Origin of the sequence: Pseudomonas sp. 22490, from assembly GCF_052044465.1 — a bacterium.
Lineage (GTDB): Bacteria > Pseudomonadota > Gammaproteobacteria > Pseudomonadales > Pseudomonadaceae > Pseudomonas > Pseudomonas aeruginosa.
Map to the genome: position 1 here is coordinate 26,986 of NZ_JBQENS010000008.1, position 20,546 is coordinate 47,531.

A 20,546-nucleotide genomic window follows, 5' to 3' on the forward strand; every position below is an offset into this window, starting at 1 on the left:
TCACGAGGTTCCGCCATGCAACGTCATACCCTCCCCCTGCGCCCTCTGCTCGGCACGCTCCTGCTCGGCCTGCTGCTGGCCGGCTGCGATGCGTCGCGGGACGACGCCACGGCACTCGGCCCGGTGCCGATCGCCAGCGGCGACGAATGCCACGTCTGCGGCATGCTCATCGAGGAAATGCCCGGTCCCAAGGGCGAGGCGGTGCTTCCCGGCGCGGTGCGCAAGTTCTGCTCCACCGCCGAACTGTTCGGCTGGTGGCTGCAACCGGAAAACCGCCAGGGCCAGGCGCGCCTGTATGTCCACGACATGAGCCAGGCAGACTGGCGGCACCCCGACGATGCCCGCCTGATCGACGCCACCCGCGCCTACTACGTGGTCGGCATCCAGCGGCCGGGCGGCATGGGCGCCACCCTCGCCTCGTTCGCCGACGAAGAGGCCGCGACGCGCCTGGCGGCCGAGGAAGGCGGCCGGGTACTGCGCTTCGACGAGATCGACCAGGCGGTGCTGCAAGGCGTGGGCGGCGACCACCCGCACCGGCACCCGGCGCACTGAGCGGGGGCCGGAAAGCAGAAAGCCCCTGCCGCGGATACGGCAGGGGCTTTCTTCGCCTGGTGCGACGAGGCGCGGCGGAGGCCTACTTCTCGACGAAGGCGCGCTCGATCAGGTAGTCGCCCGGCTCGCCCATGCGCGGCGAGATCTTCAGGCCGAAGCTATCGAGCACGGCGCTGGTCTCTTCCAGCATGCTCGGGCTGCCACAGATCATCGCACGGTCGTCCTGCGGGTTCATCGGCGGCAGGCCGATGTCCTCGAACAGCTTGCCGCTGCGCATCAGGTCGGTCTGGCGGCCCTGGTTGCGGAACGGCTCCCGGGTCACCAGCGGGTAGTAGATCAGCTTCTCTTTCACCTGGTCGCCGAAGTACTCGTGTTCCGGCAGGACCTTGGTGATGAAGTCGGCGTAGGCCAGTTCGCTGACCCAGCGCACGCCGTGGACCAGGATCACCTTCTCGTAGCGCTCGTAGGTTTCCGGGTCCTGGATCACGCTGAGGAAGGGCGCCATGCCGGTGCCGGTGCTGAGCAGGTAGAGGTGCTTGCCGGGCAGCAGGTCGTCGTGCACCAGGGTGCCGGTCGGCTTGCGGCTGACCATCAGCTCGTCGCCTTCCTTCAGGTGCTGCAGGCGCGAGGTCAGCGGGCCGTCCGGGACCTTGATGCTGAAGAACTCCAGGTGCTCTTCGTAGTTCGGGCTGGCAATGCTGTAGGCGCGCATCAGCGGACGACCGTCGACTTCCAGGCCGATCATCACGAACTGGCCGGTCTTGAAGCGCAGACCCGGGTTGCGGGTGGTCTTGAAGCTGAACAGGGTGTCGTTCCAGTGGTGCACGCTGAGAACGCGCTCGGTGTACAGATTGCTCATCAAAGACTCCTAGGAAAACGCGGGCGCACACCAACAGCAGCAGACGTGACGCAGTTGCGCGGCATTTTATCGGTTGCCAAAATATCCGCAAAATGAATTGTCTGGATAATGCTTATCCAGAATATGGATATGGGATAACACGATATCGGTCGGCCGCCGGCCGCCGAGGGCTCCCATCGCTCCCGCGGACGGGGCGCAAGGATAACCGAGCCAACCCCGCCGACGGAACGGCAAAATGTCGCGGGGCCTTTCGCTCTAGACGAGGAAGCCTGGATGAAATTCACCCTCCGCCAGCTCGAGGTGTTCGTCGCCGTGGCCCAGCAGGAGAGCGTCTCCCGTGCCGCCGAGGGGCTGTCGCTGTCGCAGTCGGCGACCAGCACCTCGCTCGGCGAGCTGGAGCGGCAGTTCGACTGCAAGCTGTTCGACCGCGCCGGCAAGCGCCTGACCCTCAATGCCCTCGGCCGCCAACTGCTGCCGCAGGCGGTGGCGCTGCTCGACCGCGGCGAGGAAATCGAGAACCTGCTCAACGGCAAGACCGCCTTCGGCTCCCTCGACCTCGGTGCCACCCTGACCATCGGCAACTACCTGGCCACGCTGCTGATCGGCGCCTTCATGCAGCGCCAGCCGGACTGCCGGGTGCGCCTGCACGTGCACAACACCGCCCAGGTGGTGCAGCAGGTCGCCCACTACGAGCTGGACCTGGGCCTGATCGAGGGCGACTGCCGGCATCCGGACATCGAGGTGCAACCCTGGATGGAGGACGAACTGGTGGTGTTCTGCGCCCCCCAGCATCCGCTGACGCGGCGGGGCGGCGCCGACCTGGAACGGCTGACGCGGGAGGCCTGGATCCTCCGCGAGCAGGGCTCCGGCACCCGCCTGACCTTCGACCAGGCCATGCGTCATCACCCGCGGCCGCTGAACATCCGCCTGGAGCTGGAGCACACCGAGGCGATCAAGCGTGCCGTGGAGTCCGGCCTGGGCATCGGCTGCATTTCCCGCCTGGCCCTGCGCGACGCTTTCCGCCGCGGCAGCCTGGTGCCGGTGGAAACGCCCGGCCTGGACCTGCGCCGGCAGTTCTACTTCATCTGGCACAAGCAGAAGTACCAGACCGCGACCATGCGCGAGTTCCTCGACCTGTGCCGCAGCGAGACCGCCGGGATCAGCCGCAGCGACGAGATCGTGCTGCCGCTGATTCCCTGACTCAGTTGGCCAGGGACAGGTTGCCGTCGCGGTACTGGCGGTACGAGGTATAGGGCAGCGCGAGGGTGTCGATCACCCCGGACAGCGCGAAGTCGAGGGCCAGCACCTCGAGGATGCCGTCGGCTTGCGCCGGCGCCACCGGCGACCCGGTCTTCACGTTGAGCCGGCAGAAGGTGTAGCTGACCCCGCTGTACACCCGCGGCAGGCTGGTGCAGGCGGTCGCCTTCAGGCGCAGGTCGTGGGCGGCGCTGGCGTCGTCGCGCACCAGCGTGTTGACGGAACCGCACCCGCCGAGCGTGGCGAGCCCCAGAAGCACCAGCAAAGAAAGCCCCGAACGAAACATTCCTTCATCTCCCTGTGCGAACGCCAGCCGAGTATGGCCGGCCTTGCGCTGCTTCACCAACCCTTGACGTTGTCCCAGCGCCAGTTGCGGTACTGGTACAGCAGCGTACCCAGCAACGCATAGGTGGCGGCCATGCCCAGCAGCACCAGGGCATGGTCGCTGACTTCGCGCAGCGGCAGGTCCATCTGGTTCATCTCGGCGATGGCGCGAATCGCCCAGGTCGAGGGGATCGCGTCGGCCAGCCAGCGTACCCAGTCCGGCATGGCCTGTTCCGGCCAGCTGTAGCCGGCCATGTAGAACAGCGGCAGGGTGATGAAGGTCATGGTCAGGTACACCGATTCCTCGGTGGGCAGCAGCTCGGCGATGAACTCGCTGAGGGCGATCACCGCGATCAGGAACGGCAGGACGATCCCCAGCAGCATGAAGAACGAGGCCGACTGGCGATAGCCCAGCAGGTGCGGCCAGATCACGTAGAAGAGCATCGCCAGCACGGTCCAGATCAGCAGTTGCGCGCTGTAGCGGCCGAAGCGGGTCGACAGCGGCTGGCGCATGTAGCGCGGGGTGCCGCCGCGCAGCATGATGTTGCCGCGGGTGCAGCCGAGCAGCAGGCTGTGTTGCAGGATCAGCGACAGCAACCCCGGAAGGACGATGGCGGCGAAGCTGATGCCGGGGTTGAACAGGTCGGTCAATTGCCCTACCAGCGGGCTCAGCACCACCTGCGCCTGGGTCGCGGTGAAGCCTTCGCGTTCCAGCAGGGCAGCGTTGTAGCGGTTGGTCAGCGCGCTGTAGACCGCCGAGATGTCCTGCTGGATCTGGCCGTTGGCCATGCGGTTGGTGGCATCGCCGAAGTACGGGATCACCAGCGCCTCGCCGCGCAGCAGGCGCTTCTCGAAGTTCAGCGGGATCACGATGATCGCATACAGCTCGCGCCAGGCCAGGTCGCGCTTGGCCTGCGGCAGGCTGTCGTAGCCGACCACGGCGACCTTCGGCGCCGAATCGAGCAGCCGGACCAGCTCGCGCGACACGTCGCTGTGGTCCTCGTCGACCACCGCCACCGGCAGGTCGAGGGCGGTGTGGTTCATGTACGGCAGCGAGGTGATGCACACCGAGGCCACGACCATCAGCCACATCGGCTTGGACAGCATGGCCTTCAGGGTTTCCCGGAGGATCTGCAGGTAGTTCTTCATATCGGGCTCAGGTCCAGGCGGCTGCGCAGGCGCATCTTGGCGATCATGTAGGCGATCAGCGGGTACAGCGCCAGCTTGGCGCAGGTGTAGAGCGCCGAACTGGGCGGCGCCTGGCGCAGGAACTGGTCGAACAGGCCGTGCAGGGTGTGGGTCAGCGGCTCGGCCTCGGCGATCACCCGCGCCAGGGTCGGCATCGCCAGTTCCGGGATCAGCACTCCCGAGTAGGTCTGGGCAACGCCGATCAGCATGCCCACCAGCGAATAGGCGGTGAAGCGGTTGGCGGTGAAGACGAACAGCACCAACCCGACGCTCTGCGCGGCAATCACGTAGAACAGCGTGATCATCAGCATCGCCAGCGGGCTGCCGTTGATGCGCGCGCCGGAGAACGCCACCAGCAGGAAGATTTCCAGCATCAGCAGCGCGGTGAACAGCAGTGTGTAGGGCGCCAGTTTGCCCACCAGGCGTACGCCGAGGGCCTTGGCCCGCAGGATGTGCGGCGAGGAGGCGCGCAGTTCCGGCGCCTCGCGGGCCAGCACATGGACCATGGTGACGATCACGAACAGCTGTAGCAGGTGCACGATGGCGGCGAACTGCTGGTAATAGATGTAGTTGCCGCTGGCATTGAACAGGCTGTCGTAGGACACGCTGATGCTCGCCAGGTGCGGCAGCGCCGCCGGCATCCCGGCGGCCAGGCGCGGACGCAATTCGCCGTTGAGGCTGGCGACCAGCGCCGAGAAGTCCTGGGTGGCGGCATAGCCGGCCGAATACAGCAGCGCGTTGTAGTACAGCTCGGCCTTCGGCGCGCGCCCGCCGAGCACGTCGGCCTCGAAGTCCGGCGGGATGTAGAGCAAGGCGTAGGCATCGGCCCGACGGATCGCGTCGAGCCCCTCCTGGACGCCGGCGGGAACGGTAATCACCTGGGCGTGGGAGGTCGCGTCGAGTTCGCGGATCAACTTGCGCGACAGTTGGCTATGGTCCTTGTCGATCACCGCCAGCGGCATGTCCAGCAGGGTACCGGCCTGGTAGACGCCGCTGATCACGCCGAACAGCAGCAGCGGCCAGCACCAGCCGAGCCAGTGGATGGTCCAGCTGCGGCAGGCGATCCGCGTCTCGGTGTTGAACGCCTGGACGAAACGGCTGGCGTTGCGCTTCAGCGCGGCCCACGCCATCGCTCAGTTCGTCCAGCGCCACAACGCGCTCATGCCCGGGCGCAGGCCGGGTGTCGGCTGCAACGGGTAGAAGCGGGTCTCGAAGGTCTTCAGGTCGAAATCGCCGGTGGCGCGGGTCGCGCGCCTGGTCGAGAAATCGCCCAGCGGGGCGATGTAGCGCAGCTCGGTCTCGACCTCGGCGCCGCCCAGGCCGGGCACCTGCATGACGATGCGGTCGCCCTTGCGCACCTTGGCCAGGATGTCCTCGCGCAGGTTGAAGACGAAGTAGCTGTCGTCCAGCCGCACCAGCGTCAGCAGCGGACTGTAGGCGTTGATCAGTTCGCCCTGTTCGGCGGGGATCGGCCCGACCTCGCCGTTGACCGGCGCGCGCACCTGCAGGTCGTCGATCTGCGCCTGAAGCTCGGCGATCTGCGCGTCGGCCCGGCGCACCGCGGCCTGCAACGCCTGGCGGCGCTCCTCGCGGTCGCCCTTGAGGCCTTCGTCGAGATTGGCCCGCGCCTCGGCGACGCGGTCGCGGGCGACATCGCGCTCACGCCGCGAGAGGTCGAACTGGGTCCGCGAGAGGAAGCCGCGCTCGACCATCTGCTGGTTGCGCTGGAAATCCGACTCGGCGTTGCGCAACTCGGCCTCGGCCTGTGCCAGGCTGGCCTTGAGCGCGCGGATGCTCTCCTCGCGGGTACCGTGGAGCGACTCGTCGAGCTGCGCCTGGGCCTGGTTGCGCGCCGCGTGCAGGGCATCGAGCTGGGCTTCCAGCTCGGGGCTGTCGAGGCTGATCAGCAGGTCGCCCTGCTTCACCTCGTCGCCGCGCCGCACGTGCAGCACCTGGACCCGGCCCTTGGCCTTGGAGGAAACGATGACGTTGGTGGCGTCCGCCTCGCCCTGCAACAGCAGGGGCGGATTGTGCAGGCGCAGGTAGAGGGTGATGGCGACGATCGCGAGGATCAGCAACGGGGTAAAGAGTTTCCATCCCTTCATGGGGCAGGCTTCCTGAACACGACCGGGCGATGGTAGTACATTGCCAGGCCGTTGCGCTGGCCGGCGCGCCGGGCGGAAGCGNNNNCCCCTTCGGCGTCCTCGCTCGCCACCCGCCGCGCGGCGGCGCCGTCGGACTTCGCCGAAGGGAAGCGCGCCGAGGCGAAGCGCACCACCAGGATCGCCAGCGCCAGCAGGAGCAACGCCACCGAGACCAGGATGATGCCATCGTCCGGCGTATGGTTGTGCTGGATGTCGGCGATCATCAGGCGGGTCAGCGCGGTCATCGCCACGTAGATCAGGAAGCGTACCGGCATGTGGTTGGTCTTGAAGTAGATACCGACCATCGCGCCCAGCTCGAGGTAGATGAACAGCAGGAGGATGTCGTCGATCGACGCATGCCCCTTGTTCACCATCCCCAGGAAGGCCGCGCCCGCCGCCCAGAACACCGTGGCGCCGATGGCGAACAGGGCCAGGTAGTGGAACGCCTCCACCAGCAGGTTGCCGAGGCTCTCCGCCTGGTGGTGCATACTTGCGCGCAGGCGCTCGGCCCAATTCTGTTTCATAGCTTCTCCCGACAAAGACGACGGCCACCTGGCCCGAAGCGTGCAAGGCCCAGGCCAAGGCACGTGCGCAGATAGACGTCCGCACGTCGGCGCAGGGTACAGCCCGGCGGTGACAAAGAACTTTCCGGGCGGCACCCAGTCCCAACCAGCACGACAGCATTCAGGTGGTCCGCCATGACCGACAGCAGCCCTTTCCAGCTCCTCACCGAGGCCTTCCAGGCCGAGTACCGGGTCAACCTCAGCCTGGAGCGGCCGGACGGCAGCATCGTCCTCACCCTCTCCAACGAACGCGGGGTCGCCGCCAAGCGCCTGATCCGACCGGCGCAACTGCATGACCTGGAACAGTTGCAGCGGATGATCGAGAGCATCCGCTTCGGCATCGCCATCGAAAACGGCACCAGCGCGCCGCAACTGTTGCAGGAGATGACCCAAGGCAAGGCACGCTGGCCGATAGCTATCTGATGGCAGCGGCGACCTGCGCGCGTCCTTCGCCGGCGCCGAAATAGGCGGCCAGCACCGCCAGGTCGCGGTCTTCCAGCACCCCCGCCAGCTGGCGCAGGCGCAGCCAGGCGTTGAGGTAGGCGTAGCGCGCTTCCGCCAGGTCGCGGCGGGCGCCGTAGAACTGCTGTTCGGCGTCCAGCACGTCGCGATTGACCCGCTCCCCGCCGGCGACGCTGCGCCGCGTCGCCGTCACCTGTTCGCGCGCCGCCGCCACCGCCATCTCATAGGCACGCACCTTGGCCAGGCTGCTGGCGGTCAGGTCGAACTGGCTGTGCAGGTCATTGATCACACTGGCCACCTGGGCATCCAGCTCGGCCTGGGCCTGGGCGTACTTGTCGCCGGCCTGGCGGGTCGCCGCCGACACCCGCCCGCCCTCGAACAGCGGCAGGCTGAGACGCAGGCCGACACTGTCGGTGTCGTATTTCTGCTCGTAGGTGCTTTCCGAAGCCGAGTGCGTCTTGCTGCTGCTGGCGTAGAGGCTGAGCCTGGGCAGGTGGCCGGCACGATTGCGCTCCACCTCGTAGGCCGCCGCCTCCAGCGCATAGCGCTGGGCGCCCAGCTCGGCGCTGCGTTGCAGGGCCACCTGGCGCCAGCCCTCGAAGGTCGCCGGTTGCAGGCGCAACGCCGGGAAACGCTCGATGGGCGCGGCCAGTTCGCGATCCTCCAGTGCCTGCCCGAGCATCGCTTCCAGCGTACGCCGCGCCGCCGCCGCACGATCGCCGGCGGCGATCTCCTCGGCGCGGGTCAGGCTCAGCCGGGCGCGGGTCTCCAGCAGGTCGGTGCGGGTGCCCTCGCCTTCCTCGAAGGCACGCTGGTTGAACGCCAGCTGGGTTTCCAGGGCGCGCCGCTGGGCCTCGGCCAGGAGCACCTGCTCGCGGGCGAACAGGGTTTCGCTGTAGGCGGCGAACAGGCGCACCGCCAGCTCCTGGCTGCGCCCGCGGAACTGTTCGTCGGCGAACAGCGCCTGGGCCTCGCCCTGGCGGTAGCGCGCGTAGGCCTCGTAGTCGAACAGCGGCTGCTCCAGGCTGAGGGTCGAGGCGTAGCTGCGATAGTCGCGCTCGACGCGGGCGTCGCCCTGGCTGACGGTGGAGTCGTTGCGCGCCTTGTTGTAGTCGTAGCGCAGGCTCGGCAGCAGGCCGGCACGGCCGATGGCGCGGTTTTCGCTGCCAGCGCGGCGCTCGTGGAGCGCCGCCTGGAAGGTCGGGTCGTGGCGCACCGCCAGTTGGTAGGCGTCCAGCAGGCCCAGCGCCTGGGCCGAAGAGGCCGAAAGCAGCACGGAGGACAGCAGGCAGGCTCGCAGGCGATTCATTCTTCCCCCAGCGCCAGGTGGGTACGGTCGGCCAGCGGCTTGAACAGGTAGTTCAGCAGCGAGCGCTCGCCGCTGCGGACGAAGGCCTCCACCGGCATCCCCGGGCGGATCTCCAGGCCGGCCAGGCGACGTACGCCCTCCTCCCCTACGCGGATGCGCACCCGGTAGTACGGCGCCTCGCTGCGCTCGTCCAGCAGGCGGTCGGCCGAAACCAGGGTCACTTCGCCCTCCACCCGCGGCGTAGTGCTCTGGTTGAAGGCGCTGAACATCAGCTCCACCGGCAGGCCGACGCGGACCTTGTCGACCATCTCCACCGGCAGCCGAGCGTCCACCAGCAGCGGCTGGCGCTCCGGGAGGATTTCCATCAGTTGCTGGCCGGGCGCGATCACGCCGCCCTCGGTGAACACTTCCTGGCCGACCACCAGGCCGGCGACCGGCGCCCGTACCTCGCTGTTGGCCAGGTCGAAGCGCGCGCTGGCCAGGCGATTGCGCAACTCCTCGGCGCGCACCTGGGCGTCGGCCAGGCTGGCGCGCACCTCTTCCTGGAACTTCTCCCGCCGCTGGGCCATGCGCAGGCGCAGTTCGAGGATCTGCCGGCGGGTACTGCCGAGGCTGCCGAGGTCGCCGGCGATCTCGCCGTTGACCTGGGCCAGCAGGCGCTCGCTGTCGAGCAGGCGGTTGCGCGGCACGTAGCCCTCGCTGGCCAGTTGGCGCAGGCCGCGCAACTGTTCCTCGAGGGCGGCGCGCTGCTGCTCCTTGCTGCGCAGCGCGGCTTGCAGGCCGTCCAGTTGCGCCTGGCTGCCGGCGACCGTCTCGGCGAGACCATCGAGTTCCAGGCGCAGCGCCCGCCGACGGCTGTCGTGCAACTGCCGCTGCTGTTCCAGCAAGGTCGGCAGGCGCGGGTCGTCCAGCGCCAGCAGCTCGGCGGGAAACTCGATCCGCGCCTTTTCATCGCGCTCGGCGCTCAGCCGCGCCAGACTCGCCAGCGCCGCCAGGTACTGGGCGAACAGGCCATCGGCCTGGGCCCGGGCCTGGGTAGCGTCCATCTCCAGCAGCACCTGTCCTGCCTCAACCCGCTCGCCTTCGTGCACGCGGATGTGCCTGACCAGGCCGCCGGTAGGGTGCTGCACGGCCTTGCGGCTACCGGCCACCATCACCGTGCCGGAGACCCCGACACCCTTGTCCAGCGGGGCCAACCCGGCCCACAGGAGAAAGCCGACGAAGCCGAGCAGCACCAGCCCCCAGCCGAGCCGGGAAAAACGCTTCTCGTCCAGTTCCAGCGCCGCGCCGCCGGCGCCGACTTCGCGCAACCGCGCCTGCCCGCTCATCGCGCCGCTCCTCCCGGCACACCGCCGACCGGCATCCCCGGTCCCGGCCGGTAGCCGAAACCGAACGCCGGCGTCGGCCGTGTCGGCGCCGGGGCCGCAGCGGCCGGCGGCGAGGCGCTGGCAAGCACCTCGGCGGTCGCGCCGAAACGCTGCAGGCGCCCGCCATGCAGCAACAACAGCTTGTCGGTCAGCGCCAGCACCGCCGGCTTGTGGGTGACCAGCACCAGGCTGCTGCCGTGCCGGCGCATCGCCGCGATGGCCTCGGCCAGGGCCGCCTCACCCGCCTCGTCGAGGCTGGCATTGGGTTCGTCGAGCACGATCAGCGCCGGTCGCCCGTACAGCGCGCGGGCCAGGCCGATGCGCTGGCGCTGGCCGCCGGAGAGTCCGGCGCCGCCGTCGCCAAGGCGCGTGTCGTAGCCCTGCGGCAGGCGCAGCACCAGGTCGTGCACGCCGGCCAGGCGCGCCGCCGCCACCACCTTCTCGGCATCCACCTCGGCGAAGCGCGCGATGTTCTCGGCGATGCTGCCGGCGAACAGTTGCACGTCCTGGGCCAGGTAGCCGATGTGCGGCCCCAGTGCCGCCGCACTCCACTGCCGCAGGTCGGCGCCGTCCAGGCGCACCGCGCCGGACAGCGGCTGCCAGGCGCCCACCAGCAAGCGCGCCAGGGTCGACTTGCCGGAACCGGACGGCCCGATCACGCCGAGCGCTTCGCCAGGCTCCAGGGCGAAACCGAGGTCCTGCAACAATGCCTGCTCGCGTCCCGGCGCGGCCGCGCAGAGCCGCTCGACGCGCAACGCGCCGCGCGGCGCCGGTAGCGGCATGCCTAGGGCGGCCGGCGGATTCTCCTCGAGCAGCCGCGCCAGTCGCTGGTAGGCCTGCCGCGCGCCGCTCCACTGGCGCCAGACCGCGATCAACTGGTCGATGGGGCTGAGCACGCGGCCCATCAGGATCGAGCCGGCGATCATCATCCCCGGGGTGATCAGGCCTTCCACCGCCAGCCAGGCGCCGAGGCCGAGCACCAGCGACTGCTGGGCCAGGCGCACGCCCTTGGAGGTCGCGCCGATCGCCGCGCTGCGCTCGCTGCCGAGGTTCTGCCGGGCAAGGAAGGCCTGGTGCTGGGCGAACCAGCGCGCGCGCATGGCCGGCAACATGCCCATTGCCGCCAGGGTTTCCGCCTGGCGCAGGTTGGCCGAGGCCTGCTGGGTGGCGAGGATCGACAGTTGCCCGGCCTCGGCCAGCGGTTCGCGCGAGCGGCTTTCGTTGACCCAGGCAAGCAGCACCAGCAGCAGCGCCCCAACCAGGGCGAGCAGGCCGAGCCAGGGACTGAAGAGGAAGATCACCAGCAGGTAGAGCGGGAACCAGGGCGCGTCGAAGAAGGCGAACAGGGCGTTGCCGGTGAGGAACTGGCGCAGGCTGGTCAGGTCGTTCAGCGCCTGCCCGACGGCCTGCTCGCCGCGCTCCAGGCTGGCGCGGAACGAGGCGTCGTAGATGCGCTGGTTGAGTTGCATGTCGAGCTGGCCGCCAAGGCGGATCACCACCAGGCTGCGCACCCACTCCAGGGCGCCGAGCAGCAGGTAGAGGCCGAGCACCATGAGGGTCAGCATCAGCAGGGTCATGTGGTTGCCGGAGCCGAGCACCCGGTCGTAGACCTGCAGCATGTACAGCGACGGCGCCAGCATCAGCAGGTTGATCACCGCGGTGAACAGCGCGACGCTGCGCAGCGCCGGGCGGAAGCGGCCGAGGGTGGCGAGGATTTCATTGCGCGGCGAGGCCGGCCGGAGCTTCATCGGAGTCGGGTCCTGTGGGTGTCCGGGCCGCGAGCGGGCCCGGAGGACATTGCGGCAGTCTCCACTTGCCGGGCACGGCCGGCGGAGGAACAATCCGGGGGCCGCCGTCGCCACGGGTGCGAGGCGCAGCGACGGCGGTTCGTGCGCCGGAGAGGAGCGCCAACTCCTCTCCGGCCTTTAGCGCAAGCAGTCCACGAACGCTATCGTGGACAGTTGCTCAGGCCGCCAGGGCCAGGTCGTGCGGCAGCTCCTGCACGCCGACCACGCCGATTTCCGCCGCTGCCGCAGCCGGGGTGGCATGGGCGACGCCGGCCGCGGCCAACTGGTCGAAGGTGGAGTTGATCGACAGGCTCGGGTCGACCGCTTTCAGCAGCGCGTCGATCTGCCCCTGCAGGGCGCTGCTGTCACCGCTCATCAGGCCGTAGACCACCTTGTGCACGGTGCCGTCGCGGCCCTGGGCGATCGGCGAATCCAGGCCCAGGTTGCTGAAGCTCACCTCCTGGCTGTCCAGGGCGTAGCCACCGCTGGAGGCGCCGCCGGTCAGGGTGTCGCCGAGGGCGATGCTGTCCAGCTTGCCCCACAGGGTGTGGCTGGGGTTGCTGAACAGGGTGTAGTGGAGGTCGCCGCCGGCGATGAAGGCCGCGTCGCTGGCGGTGCTCTTCAGCGCGTACTGGCTGCCGTCGAACGGACCGGGGTTGAAGCCGCCGGTATTGCTGCCGTCCACCACCTGGCCCGGACGATGGTTGACGTCGCCGAAGTAGGCCGACCAGTCCGCCAGGTAATCCGCTACGGTCCAGCCGCTGTAGGTGGTGCTGTAGGAAATCGAAATGCTCATGCCAAAACTCCAATTCAACGAGTGGTGAATGCCGGAGCGCACGGATGCCCGCTCCGGTTTTGCCCTTCACTGGGCAAAACGGGGGTCAGAACTGGTATTCGAGGGTGCCTTGCAGGGTCCGCCCGCGACCGAGGGTGAAGGCCAGCACGTCGCCCAGCGGCACCAGGTAGGCGCGGTCGGTGACGTTCTCCATGGCCAGGCGCAGGGTCAGTTCATCGCTCACCCGGTAGCTGCCGTACAGGTCGTAGACGGTGTATTCCTTCCAGTCCGCCGGGTACACGCCGGCCTGCGACACCGTGGCGCCGCCAGCCACCGAGTAGCCTTCGCTGTAGCGGGCACGGGCGCCGACGTCCAGCCTGCGGTCGAAGAAGCGCATGCCCAGGGTCAGCGAGCCGCGGTCCATCGGCATGTGTTCGGCGGAGCCGAGCACCGCGCTGCAATGGGTGGCGGCGTTGGCCTGCTCGTCCGGCCGCATGTCGATCACCGGCGGGCGGCGACCGCTGCCCTTCACCGTCTGGGTGACGCCACCGAGCCAGGCGGTCTTCGAACAGAAGTCGTTGCTGCCGATCATGTGCGTGTAGGAGAGCTGCCCGTAGGCCAGCCCGGCATCGTAGTCGAGCTGGTACTCGACGCCACGGAAGCGCGTGCTGTCGAGGTTGTTGACGTAGGCGCTGTTGCCGATCCCGGCCATGCCGTAGCCCGGCGGCTGCATGCCCATGCCCATGAAGATGAAGTCGTCGACCCGGGTGTCGAAGTAGGCGACCTTCAGGCCCAGGCGGTCGTCGCTGAACCAGAGGTTCTCCTTCAGCACGTTGAAACCGACTTCCCAGGCCTTCGAGCGCTCCGGACTGAGGAACGGGTTGGGGTACATGTTTTCCGCGCCGCCGCCGTGGGGGCGGCCGGTGATCAGGCTCTCGGTCACCGCCGGCGGGCGCCAGCCCTTGCCGTAGGTGGCGAACAACTGCAACCAGTCGACGCCGGGCTTGACCGACAGGCCGAAGGTCGGCGAGAAGCGCCCCTCCTCGCGGTCGACGGCGTATTGCAGCGGCATGTCGGTCTGCCGGGTGGTGCCAAGGATGAAGGTGCGCGCGTTGAAGCCGGTGTCGCCGCGCAGGCGGTAGCGGTCGTAACGCAGCCCGGCGTTGAGGTTGAGCCAGTCGTCGTAGTCGTAGTCGAGACGGGCGAACAGGCTACCGAGGGCGCGGTCGCCCTTGGGGGTCATGCCTTCGGCCGCAGGGAAGCCGACCGCCGAGGTGCTCGCCCGCGGCTGGCTGGAGTCCGGCCGCACCTTGTCGTAGAAGAACTCCAGGCCATAGTTGGCGCGCAGCGTGGAGAGATCGTCGAGAGCGAAGGTCGAGGTGTTCTGCGCCTGCGCGCCGTAGGTGTCGGTCTGGTAGGTGATCGAGTAGCCGGGGGTGATACCGCGTTGCAGGGTCTGCTGGCGGTTGCGGTTGTCGACGTAGTAGAGCTTGGCCTTGAAGTCCACCAACGGGTTGTCCGGCGCGTAGCCGTAGTCGATGGCGAAGTTCTGCGCACGCACGTCGCTGCTGCCGAGCTTTTCCCAGAGCGCCTGGTTCTCGGTGTTGAGCATGTTGGCGTCGTCGTAGGACACCTGGGTGGTCAGGTAGCTGAACTGCAGGCGCTGCTCCTGCGGCAGGGCGACGCCAAGCTTGGCCAGTCGCGAGCGCATCACGTAGCCGGAGTAGGCCACCGGCGAATGCTTGACCCGCTGCCCGGCCTCGGGATTGAACCAGGCGCCGGTGCGCAGCTCGCCAATGCTGCCCTTGGTCCCCGGGTCGTAGTCGCCCAGGTGGCGCTCGCTGGCGGCGACCAGCATGTCCCAGACCTCGGTGCCGATGGCGAAGGCCGCGCTGCCGATGAAGTGGGTGCCATTGGCGTCGCCGCCCAGGCCGCTGGTGAGGCGCACCCGGCCACCGACCTGCTTGCCCGGCCTGACCAGGTCGCGGGCCTCCAGGGTGCGGAAGTTGGCGATCCCGCCGATCACCCCGGCGCCGCCCATGGCCGAGCTGGCGCCCTTGTCGATGACCACCTCGCTGAGCAGCTCGGGATCGACGTAGAGCGTCCCGTTGCGCTGCTGGTGGCCGCTCTGCTGGTAGTTCTGGCGCATGCCGTCGACCGACATGTTGACCCGCCCGTAGTCCTGGATGCCACGGATGTTCACCGACAGGCCGGGGTCCTGCTGGCTCACCGAGGAGTACACCCCGGGGGTTTCCTCGAGCATGTCGGCGGCATGCCGCGGCGGGTTGCGCTCGATCTGCTCGCGGCCGATCACGCTGACCGAATGCGGCGTCTGGTAGACCCAGTCGTCCGGACGCGCGGCGGAGATCACCGAGGGCGACATCTGCACCAGGTCGTCCTGGCTGACGCGGATCAGGCTCAATTGGTCCTTGCCGGAGAAGCGGTATTCCACCGGGCTGCCCTGGAGCATCTGGCTCAGGCCGTCGGCCAGCACGTATTCGCCGTGCACCGCCGCGCTGCCGAGACCGGCGAAACGCTGGCTGTCGAAGAACACCTGGACCCCGGCCTGCTCGGCGAATCGCAGCAGGGCGCGGTTCAGCGGTTGTGCCGGGATGTCCAGCCGGACCCGGCGCAGCGCGGTCTGCTGCTGGCTCGCCGAGTCCGCCCCGTCTTGCGCATGCAGCGGTAGCGCGGCCGTTCCCAGCAGGACCAGGCCCAGCCCCAGGGCCAGTTGCGCCCCCTTGCGACCGCCTCGCACGGCACTCCATCCACGATGTTTCATGACAGCGCCTACACTCCATCGTTTTGTGTAATAAGAATCAGTCTCGTTAAGAGAACGATGGAGGCAGGGAAAGTCAGTAACGGAAATCGAGAAAATTTTTCGCCGGCGGGATCCACGGCTCGAAAATGCGCTTCCCGGCCCCTGCCGGAACAAGCGCGCGGGGCGACTGCCCGGCCCGTGGTCGAGGCTCTCGGAAGCGATCGCGCCGCTCAGTACAGCAGCGTCACTCCCGCCAGGCCCAGGCTGCGCACTCCCAGCTCATCGCTGATCGACTGCAACGAGGCCTCCAGGTCGGCGACCCGGAATACCCCGCTGACCCGCCGCTGCGCCAACGCACCGGGAGCCACCAGCAAATGCCCCGGCCGGTAGCGATTGAGCCGCGCCACCACCTCGCCCAGCGGCTGCTCGTCGAAGACCAGCAGGCCGCGCCGCCAACTGGTCAGGTCGTCGAGGCGACCGCCCAGCGGCGCCTCGACGCCGCCCTCCGCGCTGTAGCGCAGGCTCTCGCCCTCGCCCAGCTCGCGGCGCCCGACGGTCCCCGTGCGCGGATGCGCCAGGGCCACCGCGACGCGGTGTTCGAGCACCCCGACCTGGACGCTGCCGTCCTCGTTGCGGCTGACCAGGAACCGAGTACCCAGCGCGCGAGTGCTGCCGCCGGCGCTTTCCACCACGAAGGGCCGTGTCTCCCGCCCCGCACGCGGGGCGGCGCGGAAGATCGCGCTGCCTTCGAGCAGGCGCACCCGTCGCTCGCGGCTGTCGTAGGCGACATCGATGGCACTCTGTGCGTCCAGCTCGACCTCGCTGCCATCCACCAGCCGCAGGATGCGTACCTCGCCCTTGCCGGTGGCGTGGTCGGCCAGCCAGCTCACGCCGGCGTCGCGTTCGTTCCAGGCGCTGCCCAGGGCCAGCAGCACCGCCGCCGCCGCGGCCCAGCCGCGCCAGCCCTTGCGCCGCCCCCCGGCGCGGCGCGGCGCGTTGGCGACCGGCGTCTGAACCATCGTCCGCGGTTCGGCCAGCGATCCCAGCTGTTTCCAGGTCCGTTGCGCCAGCGCCAGCGCGGCCGGGTGCCGGGGGTCGGCCGCCAGCCAGCCGTCCAGCGCTTCGCGCCGGGACCGGTCGAGGTCGCCGCCGTCCAGGCGGATCGCCCATTCGGCGGCCTGCTGGCGGATCTGCTGTTGTTCCTGGGGGCTGTTCACGTGCGGCTCTCGTTGGTCGTTATAGAGGTTCAGACGCGCGAACCGGCAAGACTCGGTAATCCATTCAGCGGGAATCCTCGAGTGCCTGCATCACATGGGCCAGGGCGCGGGTCAGGTGCTTCTGCACCGAGCTATCGGAGACTTCCAGGCGTCTCGCCACCTCGGCATGGGTCAGCCCCTCCAGACGGTTGAGACGGAAGATCTCACGGGTGCGCGGCGGCAGTTCGGCGACTATCTCGCGCAGGCGGGCAAGCGCATCGGCATCCACCGCGGACTCCTCGGGGCCGGGCTGGTCGGCGACGAACCCGGCGAGGTCGTCGTTGGGCCGGGTCTCGGTGCGGCGCCGCCGTTCCTGCCGGTAATGGTCGATGGTGAGGTTGTGCGCGGTGCGGTAGAGATAGGCGTCGACATGCTCGATCGGCTCCTTGTGCCGCTGCTCGGCCAGGCGCAGGAAGCTCTCCTGCGCAAGGTCCGCCGCCAGGTGCGGATCGCGGGTCTTGCGCAACAGATACGACTGCAACTGCCGGGCATGCCTGAGAAACAGTGCCTTGAGATCCTGCTCCGCCAACGGCGCATCCACCCACGTCCTTTCAGAAGGGCAGCAGCATATTTTTTATGATAATGATTTTCAATCGTATTCTTGTGAGATGCCGGGCTCAGCCGAACACCGAGCCGCCGCCGAGGTAGGCCAGGCCCGCGCCAAGGGCCGCCAGCGCCAGCGGCGGGCGCATCGGCGCGTCGTTGATGGCGAAGGCCAGTTGCGCCAGCGGAAACAGCAGCAGGCAGAGCAATGCGCAGGGGGATCGAACGGCGACCGCCGCTGGCCACGGACCAGACGTAGCCGATGAGCAGAAGGGCGAAACCGAAGTCTTGCATGCCGGGCATCCTTGCGGGGCGGAAGGTATGCGCCGCGCAACGGGCGGCAGGCGCGCAACCTTAGCAGAAGCGCGGGAGCCGAGGAAAACCCGGCGCGGCCCGTGCCGCGCCGGGTTCACTCAATTGCCGCTGCAACCGCTGCCCCAGGCCTTGTACTCGACGGTATGCCGCTCGCCCTGCGAGTCCTCGTAGACCAGGCGCGCCGGGACGATCCCACAGGCGCTCCACAGGTCGGTCTTGTAGATCACCCGGGCGATGTCCAGGCGCCCTTCCACGTAGTGCTGGCGGAGCGATTTCGAGTCCGGGTTGGGTCCGTAGGGCTGCTGCTGCGCCTGGGCCAGCGGCGCCAGGCCGAGCAGCGCGACAAGTGCCAACGGGATCACTCTCATGAGGATGTCTCCTTGGTAGAACGTTCAGCCTGAAACTACGCTGCGGAGACTGTCAGGCTCATGAGCCCGGCGTGACATTTCTGTCAGACGACGACCGCCCCGGCAATGCGCCGGCAATCCTGGCGCTATCCACGGACGGCAAGACGCCATATACTGTATGAATAACCAGTCAAAGCAACCTTCCGACTCAGAAGGCACAGAGGTGATGAATGGCCGTCGAAGTGGTGTACCGCAGCAGCCGGGATCAGGAGCGTTTGTTCATGGACAAGGCTGAAGCCGATCGTTACGACAAGATGCTGGAGCTGGCGGAAACGCTGGCCGAGGTGCTGCAGAAGGCGGTGCCGTCGCTGAAGGAGGAACAGGTGGAAGAACTCGGCATCTTCATGGCGAAGAACCGCGACGCCTTCGCCCGCGCCTTCAAGAACCAGCCGGACGCCCTCAACGAACTGTTCGAGGAAAACGCCGCGGACGAATGAGCCGCCGCTGCAAGCAAAGCGCAAGGAGCCGAAACATGCCGCGACAACTTGCCGGCCTGCTGTGCGTCCTCCTCGGCCTCGCCGGTGCCCCTGCCCTCGCCTGCCCGTTCCGGGCCACGGACGCCGAGACACCGGCAGCCTCTGCCGGCGCCGCGCAGGTCCTGGCCCTGGGCGGCGCCGGCAGGCTGCAACTCGACCTGCAACGGGCCCCCGCCACTCTGCTGCACAGCGGCGACCTGCTGATCGCCCGCTACGCCGAGGGTCACTACCTCGCCCACCGCCTGCTCGAAGGCAACGAGATGGGCGCGGACGAGGGCGAACGGCTCGACCTTCCGCGACAGGTTCGCCTGCTGTTCGGAGCCCTGCCGCTGGACGGCCTGCCCGACGCCGAGCGCGAGCGTCTCCAGGCGCAGCGCCAGGCCCTCGGCCTGTGCGACCGGCGCGCCAGCGCCAGCCGCTACCGCGTGGCCGGCACCGAGGTCTATCGCCTGCGCGGCAGCCAGGCCGGCAAGCCCTACCACGCGCTCTACCTGCTCGATGGTCCCCAGGTGCACTACCTCGACAGCTCCGGCAGCGACGCCTTCGTCGAACAACTGCTCGCCAGCCTGCGACGCCGCTGAGTCCGCGCGGCGCTTGTCCGACCCGCGCCCGGCTTGCCGGAAACTGGCGCTTGCCGTACAACGCCCGGCAGCCCCATCGACCAGGAAGGTCCCATGCCCGCTCTCCCCGCCTCCCCCGTCCGCTCCCGACGCTGGCGCCTGGACCGGCGCAGCCTGCTGCTGGCAATGCTGCTGTTCGGCCTGCTGGTCCTGCTCGCCACCCTGGGCCGGCATTGGGGCTGGATACGCAGCTTCGGCGGCGACCTGCTGGCGGTGGTCTGGCTCTACTACCTGATGGGCAGCGCGCTCAGGGCGCCGGCCGCCTGGCTGGCATCCGCCGCCTTTGCCGTCGGCGCGCTGCTGGAACTGGGCCAGTACCTGGCGGCGCAACTGCATTGGCAATTTTCCAGTCCCGTGCTGCGCATCGTTCTCGGTAGCACCGCCGACGGCTTCGACCTGCTCGCCTATGCCCTCGGCGCGCTGCTGGCATGGTGGCTGGAGCGCCGGCGCTGATCAGCCGTCGGGCTGCTCCAGGGCGTTCACCAGTACCTTGAGGAAACGCGCCGCCTCGCCACCGGTGGCCGCGCGGTGATCGAAGCTCAGCGAGAGCGGCAGGATCGGGTGGATCGCCATCTCGCCGCGCCAGGCCACTACTTCGTCGCGGATGCCGCCGGCGCCGAGGATGGCCACCTGCGGCGGCACCACCACGGGGTTGGCGTAGCGGCCGAACAGGGTGCCGAAGTTGGATAGGGTCAGGGTCGCGCCGAGCATTTCCGCCGGCGGGATCGAGCGTGCCTGGACGTCTTCGCGCAGGCGCCGCATACCGGCGCGCAGGTCCTCCGCCGAACGCGCACCGACGTCGCGCAGCACCGGCACGAACAGGCCGTCCGGGGTGTCCACGGCGATCCCCAGGTCGAGCCGCTCATGCAGTTTCAGCGACAACGAGGCGCCATCGAACCAGGCGTTGAGGGTCGGCTCGGCGCGACAGGCCTCGGCCAGCGCCTGGGCCAGGCGGATCAACGGGTCGCGTGCGGTCTTCCAGCGATGCAGGTCGGCGTCGCCGTAGATCGTCACCGGCACCACCTCGGCATGCGAGCGCGCCATGTTCAGCGCCATGCTCCGCCGTACCCCGCGCAAGCGCTCGCCGCCGAAGCGTTCGCGGGCGCCCTGGGCGGCGGCCTCGACGTCGGCGCGGGTGATCAGGCCATCCGGGCCGGAGCCGCTCAGGCCGGCCAGTTCGACGCCCTGCTGGCGGGCGAACTGGCGCACCGCCGGGGTCGCGCGCGGTGCCAGGTGTTCGCGGGTGGACGGTGCGGCGCCGATGAAGAAACGGTCCTCCAGGGCGCTACCGCCGCCCTCCAGGCGCCCCACCACGGTACCGGCGTCCGCCTCCTCGCCCTCGAAGCCCACCAGCGGTTCGCCGACGTGGAGGATGTCGCCCTCGGCGCCGAACAGCTTGCCCACCACCCCATCGTAGGGCGCAGGGATGTCCACCAGCGCCTTGGCGGTTTCCACCGAGACCAGGCGCTGGTCGGCGCGCACGCTGTCGCCGGCCTTGACGTGCCATTCGACGATTTCCGCTTCCTGCAGGCCCTCGCCCAGGTCGGGCAGCTTGAAGTGCTTCATGGTCGTCTCCCCTTG

20 protein-coding genes and 2 pseudogenes are annotated in these 20,546 nt (G+C 68.8%); 6 read left to right on the forward strand and 16 right to left on the reverse strand.

Annotated features, from left to right (window positions below; all coding sequences use genetic code 11):
- The first annotated feature begins 15 nt into the window (after positions 1-15).
- Entirely contained in the window at positions 16-552 is a 537-nt protein-coding gene (locus ACTJJX_RS11080; RefSeq protein ID WP_003091829.1) for a nitrous oxide reductase accessory protein NosL, read from the forward strand.
- A gap of 82 nt (positions 553-634) precedes the next feature.
- Here the strand turns inward: ACTJJX_RS11080 and fpr are convergent, their stop codons facing one another.
- Positions 635-1,411: a ferredoxin-NADP reductase gene (gene fpr / locus ACTJJX_RS11085; protein ID WP_003091832.1), complete on the reverse strand. Its 777-nt coding sequence runs from the start codon at positions 1,409-1,411 to the stop codon at positions 635-637.
- A gap of 273 nt (positions 1,412-1,684) precedes the next feature.
- On the opposite strand from fpr, the gene ACTJJX_RS11090 reads away from it, so the two are divergent.
- Positions 1,685-2,611, forward strand: coding sequence for a LysR family transcriptional regulator (locus ACTJJX_RS11090; protein ID WP_023082211.1), 927 nt, complete (start codon positions 1,685-1,687; stop codon positions 2,609-2,611).
- A gap of 1 nt (position 2,612) precedes the next feature.
- Here ACTJJX_RS11090 and ACTJJX_RS11095 read toward each other — a convergent pair whose 3' ends face one another.
- The 5 genes and pseudogenes from ACTJJX_RS11095 to ACTJJX_RS11115 form a co-directional block, all read right to left on the reverse strand.
- Positions 2,613-2,954: a YceK/YidQ family lipoprotein gene (locus ACTJJX_RS11095; protein ID WP_003098676.1), complete on the reverse strand. Its 342-nt coding sequence runs from the start codon at positions 2,952-2,954 to the stop codon at positions 2,613-2,615.
- A 53-nt stretch (positions 2,955-3,007) separates the two neighbouring features.
- A complete protein-coding gene (locus ACTJJX_RS11100) occupies positions 3,008-4,141 on the reverse strand; it encodes an ABC transporter permease (protein ID WP_003098675.1) in 1,134 nt (377 codons plus the stop codon).
- Positions 4,138-5,310: an ABC transporter permease gene (locus tag ACTJJX_RS11105; RefSeq protein ID WP_003098671.1), complete on the reverse strand. Its 1,173-nt coding sequence runs from the start codon at positions 5,308-5,310 to the stop codon at positions 4,138-4,140. The genes ACTJJX_RS11100 and ACTJJX_RS11105 overlap by 4 nt, the downstream gene beginning before the upstream one ends.
- A 3-nt stretch (positions 5,311-5,313) precedes the next feature.
- Positions 5,314-6,285, reverse strand: a complete 972-nt coding sequence (locus ACTJJX_RS11110) for an HlyD family secretion protein (protein ID WP_003091837.1) — start codon at positions 6,283-6,285, stop codon at positions 5,314-5,316.
- A gap of 86 nt (positions 6,286-6,371) precedes the next feature.
- A pseudogene (locus tag ACTJJX_RS11115) lies at positions 6,372-6,848 on the reverse strand (phosphate-starvation-inducible protein PsiE); the annotation flags it as partial.
- 174 nt (positions 6,849-7,022) lie between these two features.
- Here ACTJJX_RS11115 and ACTJJX_RS11120 point away from each other — a divergent pair.
- Positions 7,023-7,310: a DUF3509 domain-containing protein gene (locus ACTJJX_RS11120; protein ID WP_003098669.1), complete on the forward strand. Its 288-nt coding sequence runs from the start codon at positions 7,023-7,025 to the stop codon at positions 7,308-7,310.
- Here the strand turns inward: ACTJJX_RS11120 and ACTJJX_RS11125 are convergent.
- The 9 genes and pseudogenes from ACTJJX_RS11125 to ACTJJX_RS11165 all read right to left on the reverse strand — a co-directional run bounded on the left by ACTJJX_RS11125 (position 7,303) and on the right by ACTJJX_RS11165 (position 17,830).
- Positions 7,303-8,658 (reverse strand): TolC family outer membrane protein, encoded by a 1,356-nt coding sequence (locus ACTJJX_RS11125; protein WP_003098667.1) that lies wholly within the window; start codon positions 8,656-8,658, stop codon positions 7,303-7,305. The genes ACTJJX_RS11120 and ACTJJX_RS11125 overlap by 8 nt on opposite strands.
- Positions 8,655-9,986, reverse strand: a complete 1,332-nt coding sequence (locus ACTJJX_RS11130) for an HlyD family type I secretion periplasmic adaptor subunit (RefSeq protein ID WP_003098666.1) — start codon at positions 9,984-9,986, stop codon at positions 8,655-8,657. The genes ACTJJX_RS11125 and ACTJJX_RS11130 overlap by 4 nt, the downstream gene beginning before the upstream one ends.
- Complete coding sequence (locus ACTJJX_RS11135) at positions 9,983-11,773, reverse strand: type I secretion system permease/ATPase (protein WP_016852596.1); 1,791 nt, start codon at positions 11,771-11,773, stop codon at positions 9,983-9,985. Before ACTJJX_RS11135 ends, ACTJJX_RS11130 begins: the two co-directional genes overlap by 4 nt.
- Positions 11,774-11,990: 217 nt before the next feature.
- On the reverse strand, positions 11,991-12,608 hold the full coding sequence (gene hasA, locus ACTJJX_RS11140) for a heme acquisition protein HasA (RefSeq protein ID WP_003091842.1): 618 nt from the start codon (positions 12,606-12,608) through the stop codon (positions 11,991-11,993).
- Between the two features lie 85 nt (positions 12,609-12,693).
- Positions 12,694-15,369 (reverse strand): heme uptake receptor HasR, encoded by a 2,676-nt coding sequence (hasR, locus tag ACTJJX_RS11145; protein WP_016852595.1) that lies wholly within the window; start codon positions 15,367-15,369, stop codon positions 12,694-12,696.
- A 209-nt stretch (positions 15,370-15,578) separates the two neighbouring features.
- Complete coding sequence (locus ACTJJX_RS11150) at positions 15,579-16,565, reverse strand: FecR family protein (RefSeq protein WP_003117553.1); 987 nt, start codon at positions 16,563-16,565, stop codon at positions 15,579-15,581.
- 64 nt (positions 16,566-16,629) lie between these two features.
- Positions 16,630-17,145 (reverse strand): RNA polymerase sigma factor, encoded by a 516-nt coding sequence (locus ACTJJX_RS11155; protein WP_016852594.1) that lies wholly within the window; start codon positions 17,143-17,145, stop codon positions 16,630-16,632.
- A 76-nt stretch (positions 17,146-17,221) separates the two neighbouring features.
- Positions 17,222-17,441, reverse strand: a pseudogene (locus ACTJJX_RS11160) (hypothetical protein).
- Positions 17,442-17,560: 119 nt separating this feature from the next.
- Entirely contained in the window at positions 17,561-17,830 is a 270-nt protein-coding gene (locus ACTJJX_RS11165; RefSeq protein WP_003091850.1) for a DUF2790 domain-containing protein, read from the reverse strand.
- A 209-nt stretch (positions 17,831-18,039) separates the two neighbouring features.
- Between ACTJJX_RS11165 and ACTJJX_RS11170 the strand changes: the two genes are divergently transcribed.
- The 3 genes from ACTJJX_RS11170 (at position 18,040) to ACTJJX_RS11180 (ending at position 19,418) form a co-directional block, all read left to right on the forward strand.
- Positions 18,040-18,306 carry a YebG family protein gene (locus tag ACTJJX_RS11170; protein WP_003091854.1) on the forward strand — a complete coding sequence of 89 codons (267 nt, stop codon included), beginning with the start codon at positions 18,040-18,042 and terminating at the stop codon, positions 18,304-18,306.
- A 35-nt stretch (positions 18,307-18,341) separates the two neighbouring features.
- A complete protein-coding gene (locus ACTJJX_RS11175) occupies positions 18,342-18,926 on the forward strand; it encodes a hypothetical protein (RefSeq protein ID WP_003122204.1) in 585 nt (194 codons plus the stop codon).
- A gap of 93 nt (positions 18,927-19,019) precedes the next feature.
- On the forward strand, positions 19,020-19,418 hold the full coding sequence (locus ACTJJX_RS11180; protein ID WP_016852593.1) for a DUF2809 domain-containing protein: 399 nt from the start codon (positions 19,020-19,022) through the stop codon (positions 19,416-19,418).
- Here ACTJJX_RS11180 and ACTJJX_RS11185 read toward each other — a convergent pair whose 3' ends face one another.
- Positions 19,419-20,531 carry a dihydrolipoamide acetyltransferase family protein gene (locus tag ACTJJX_RS11185; RefSeq protein ID WP_003138213.1) on the reverse strand — a complete coding sequence of 371 codons (1,113 nt, stop codon included), beginning with the start codon at positions 20,529-20,531 and terminating at the stop codon, positions 19,419-19,421.
- Positions 20,532-20,546 lie beyond the last annotated feature (15 nt).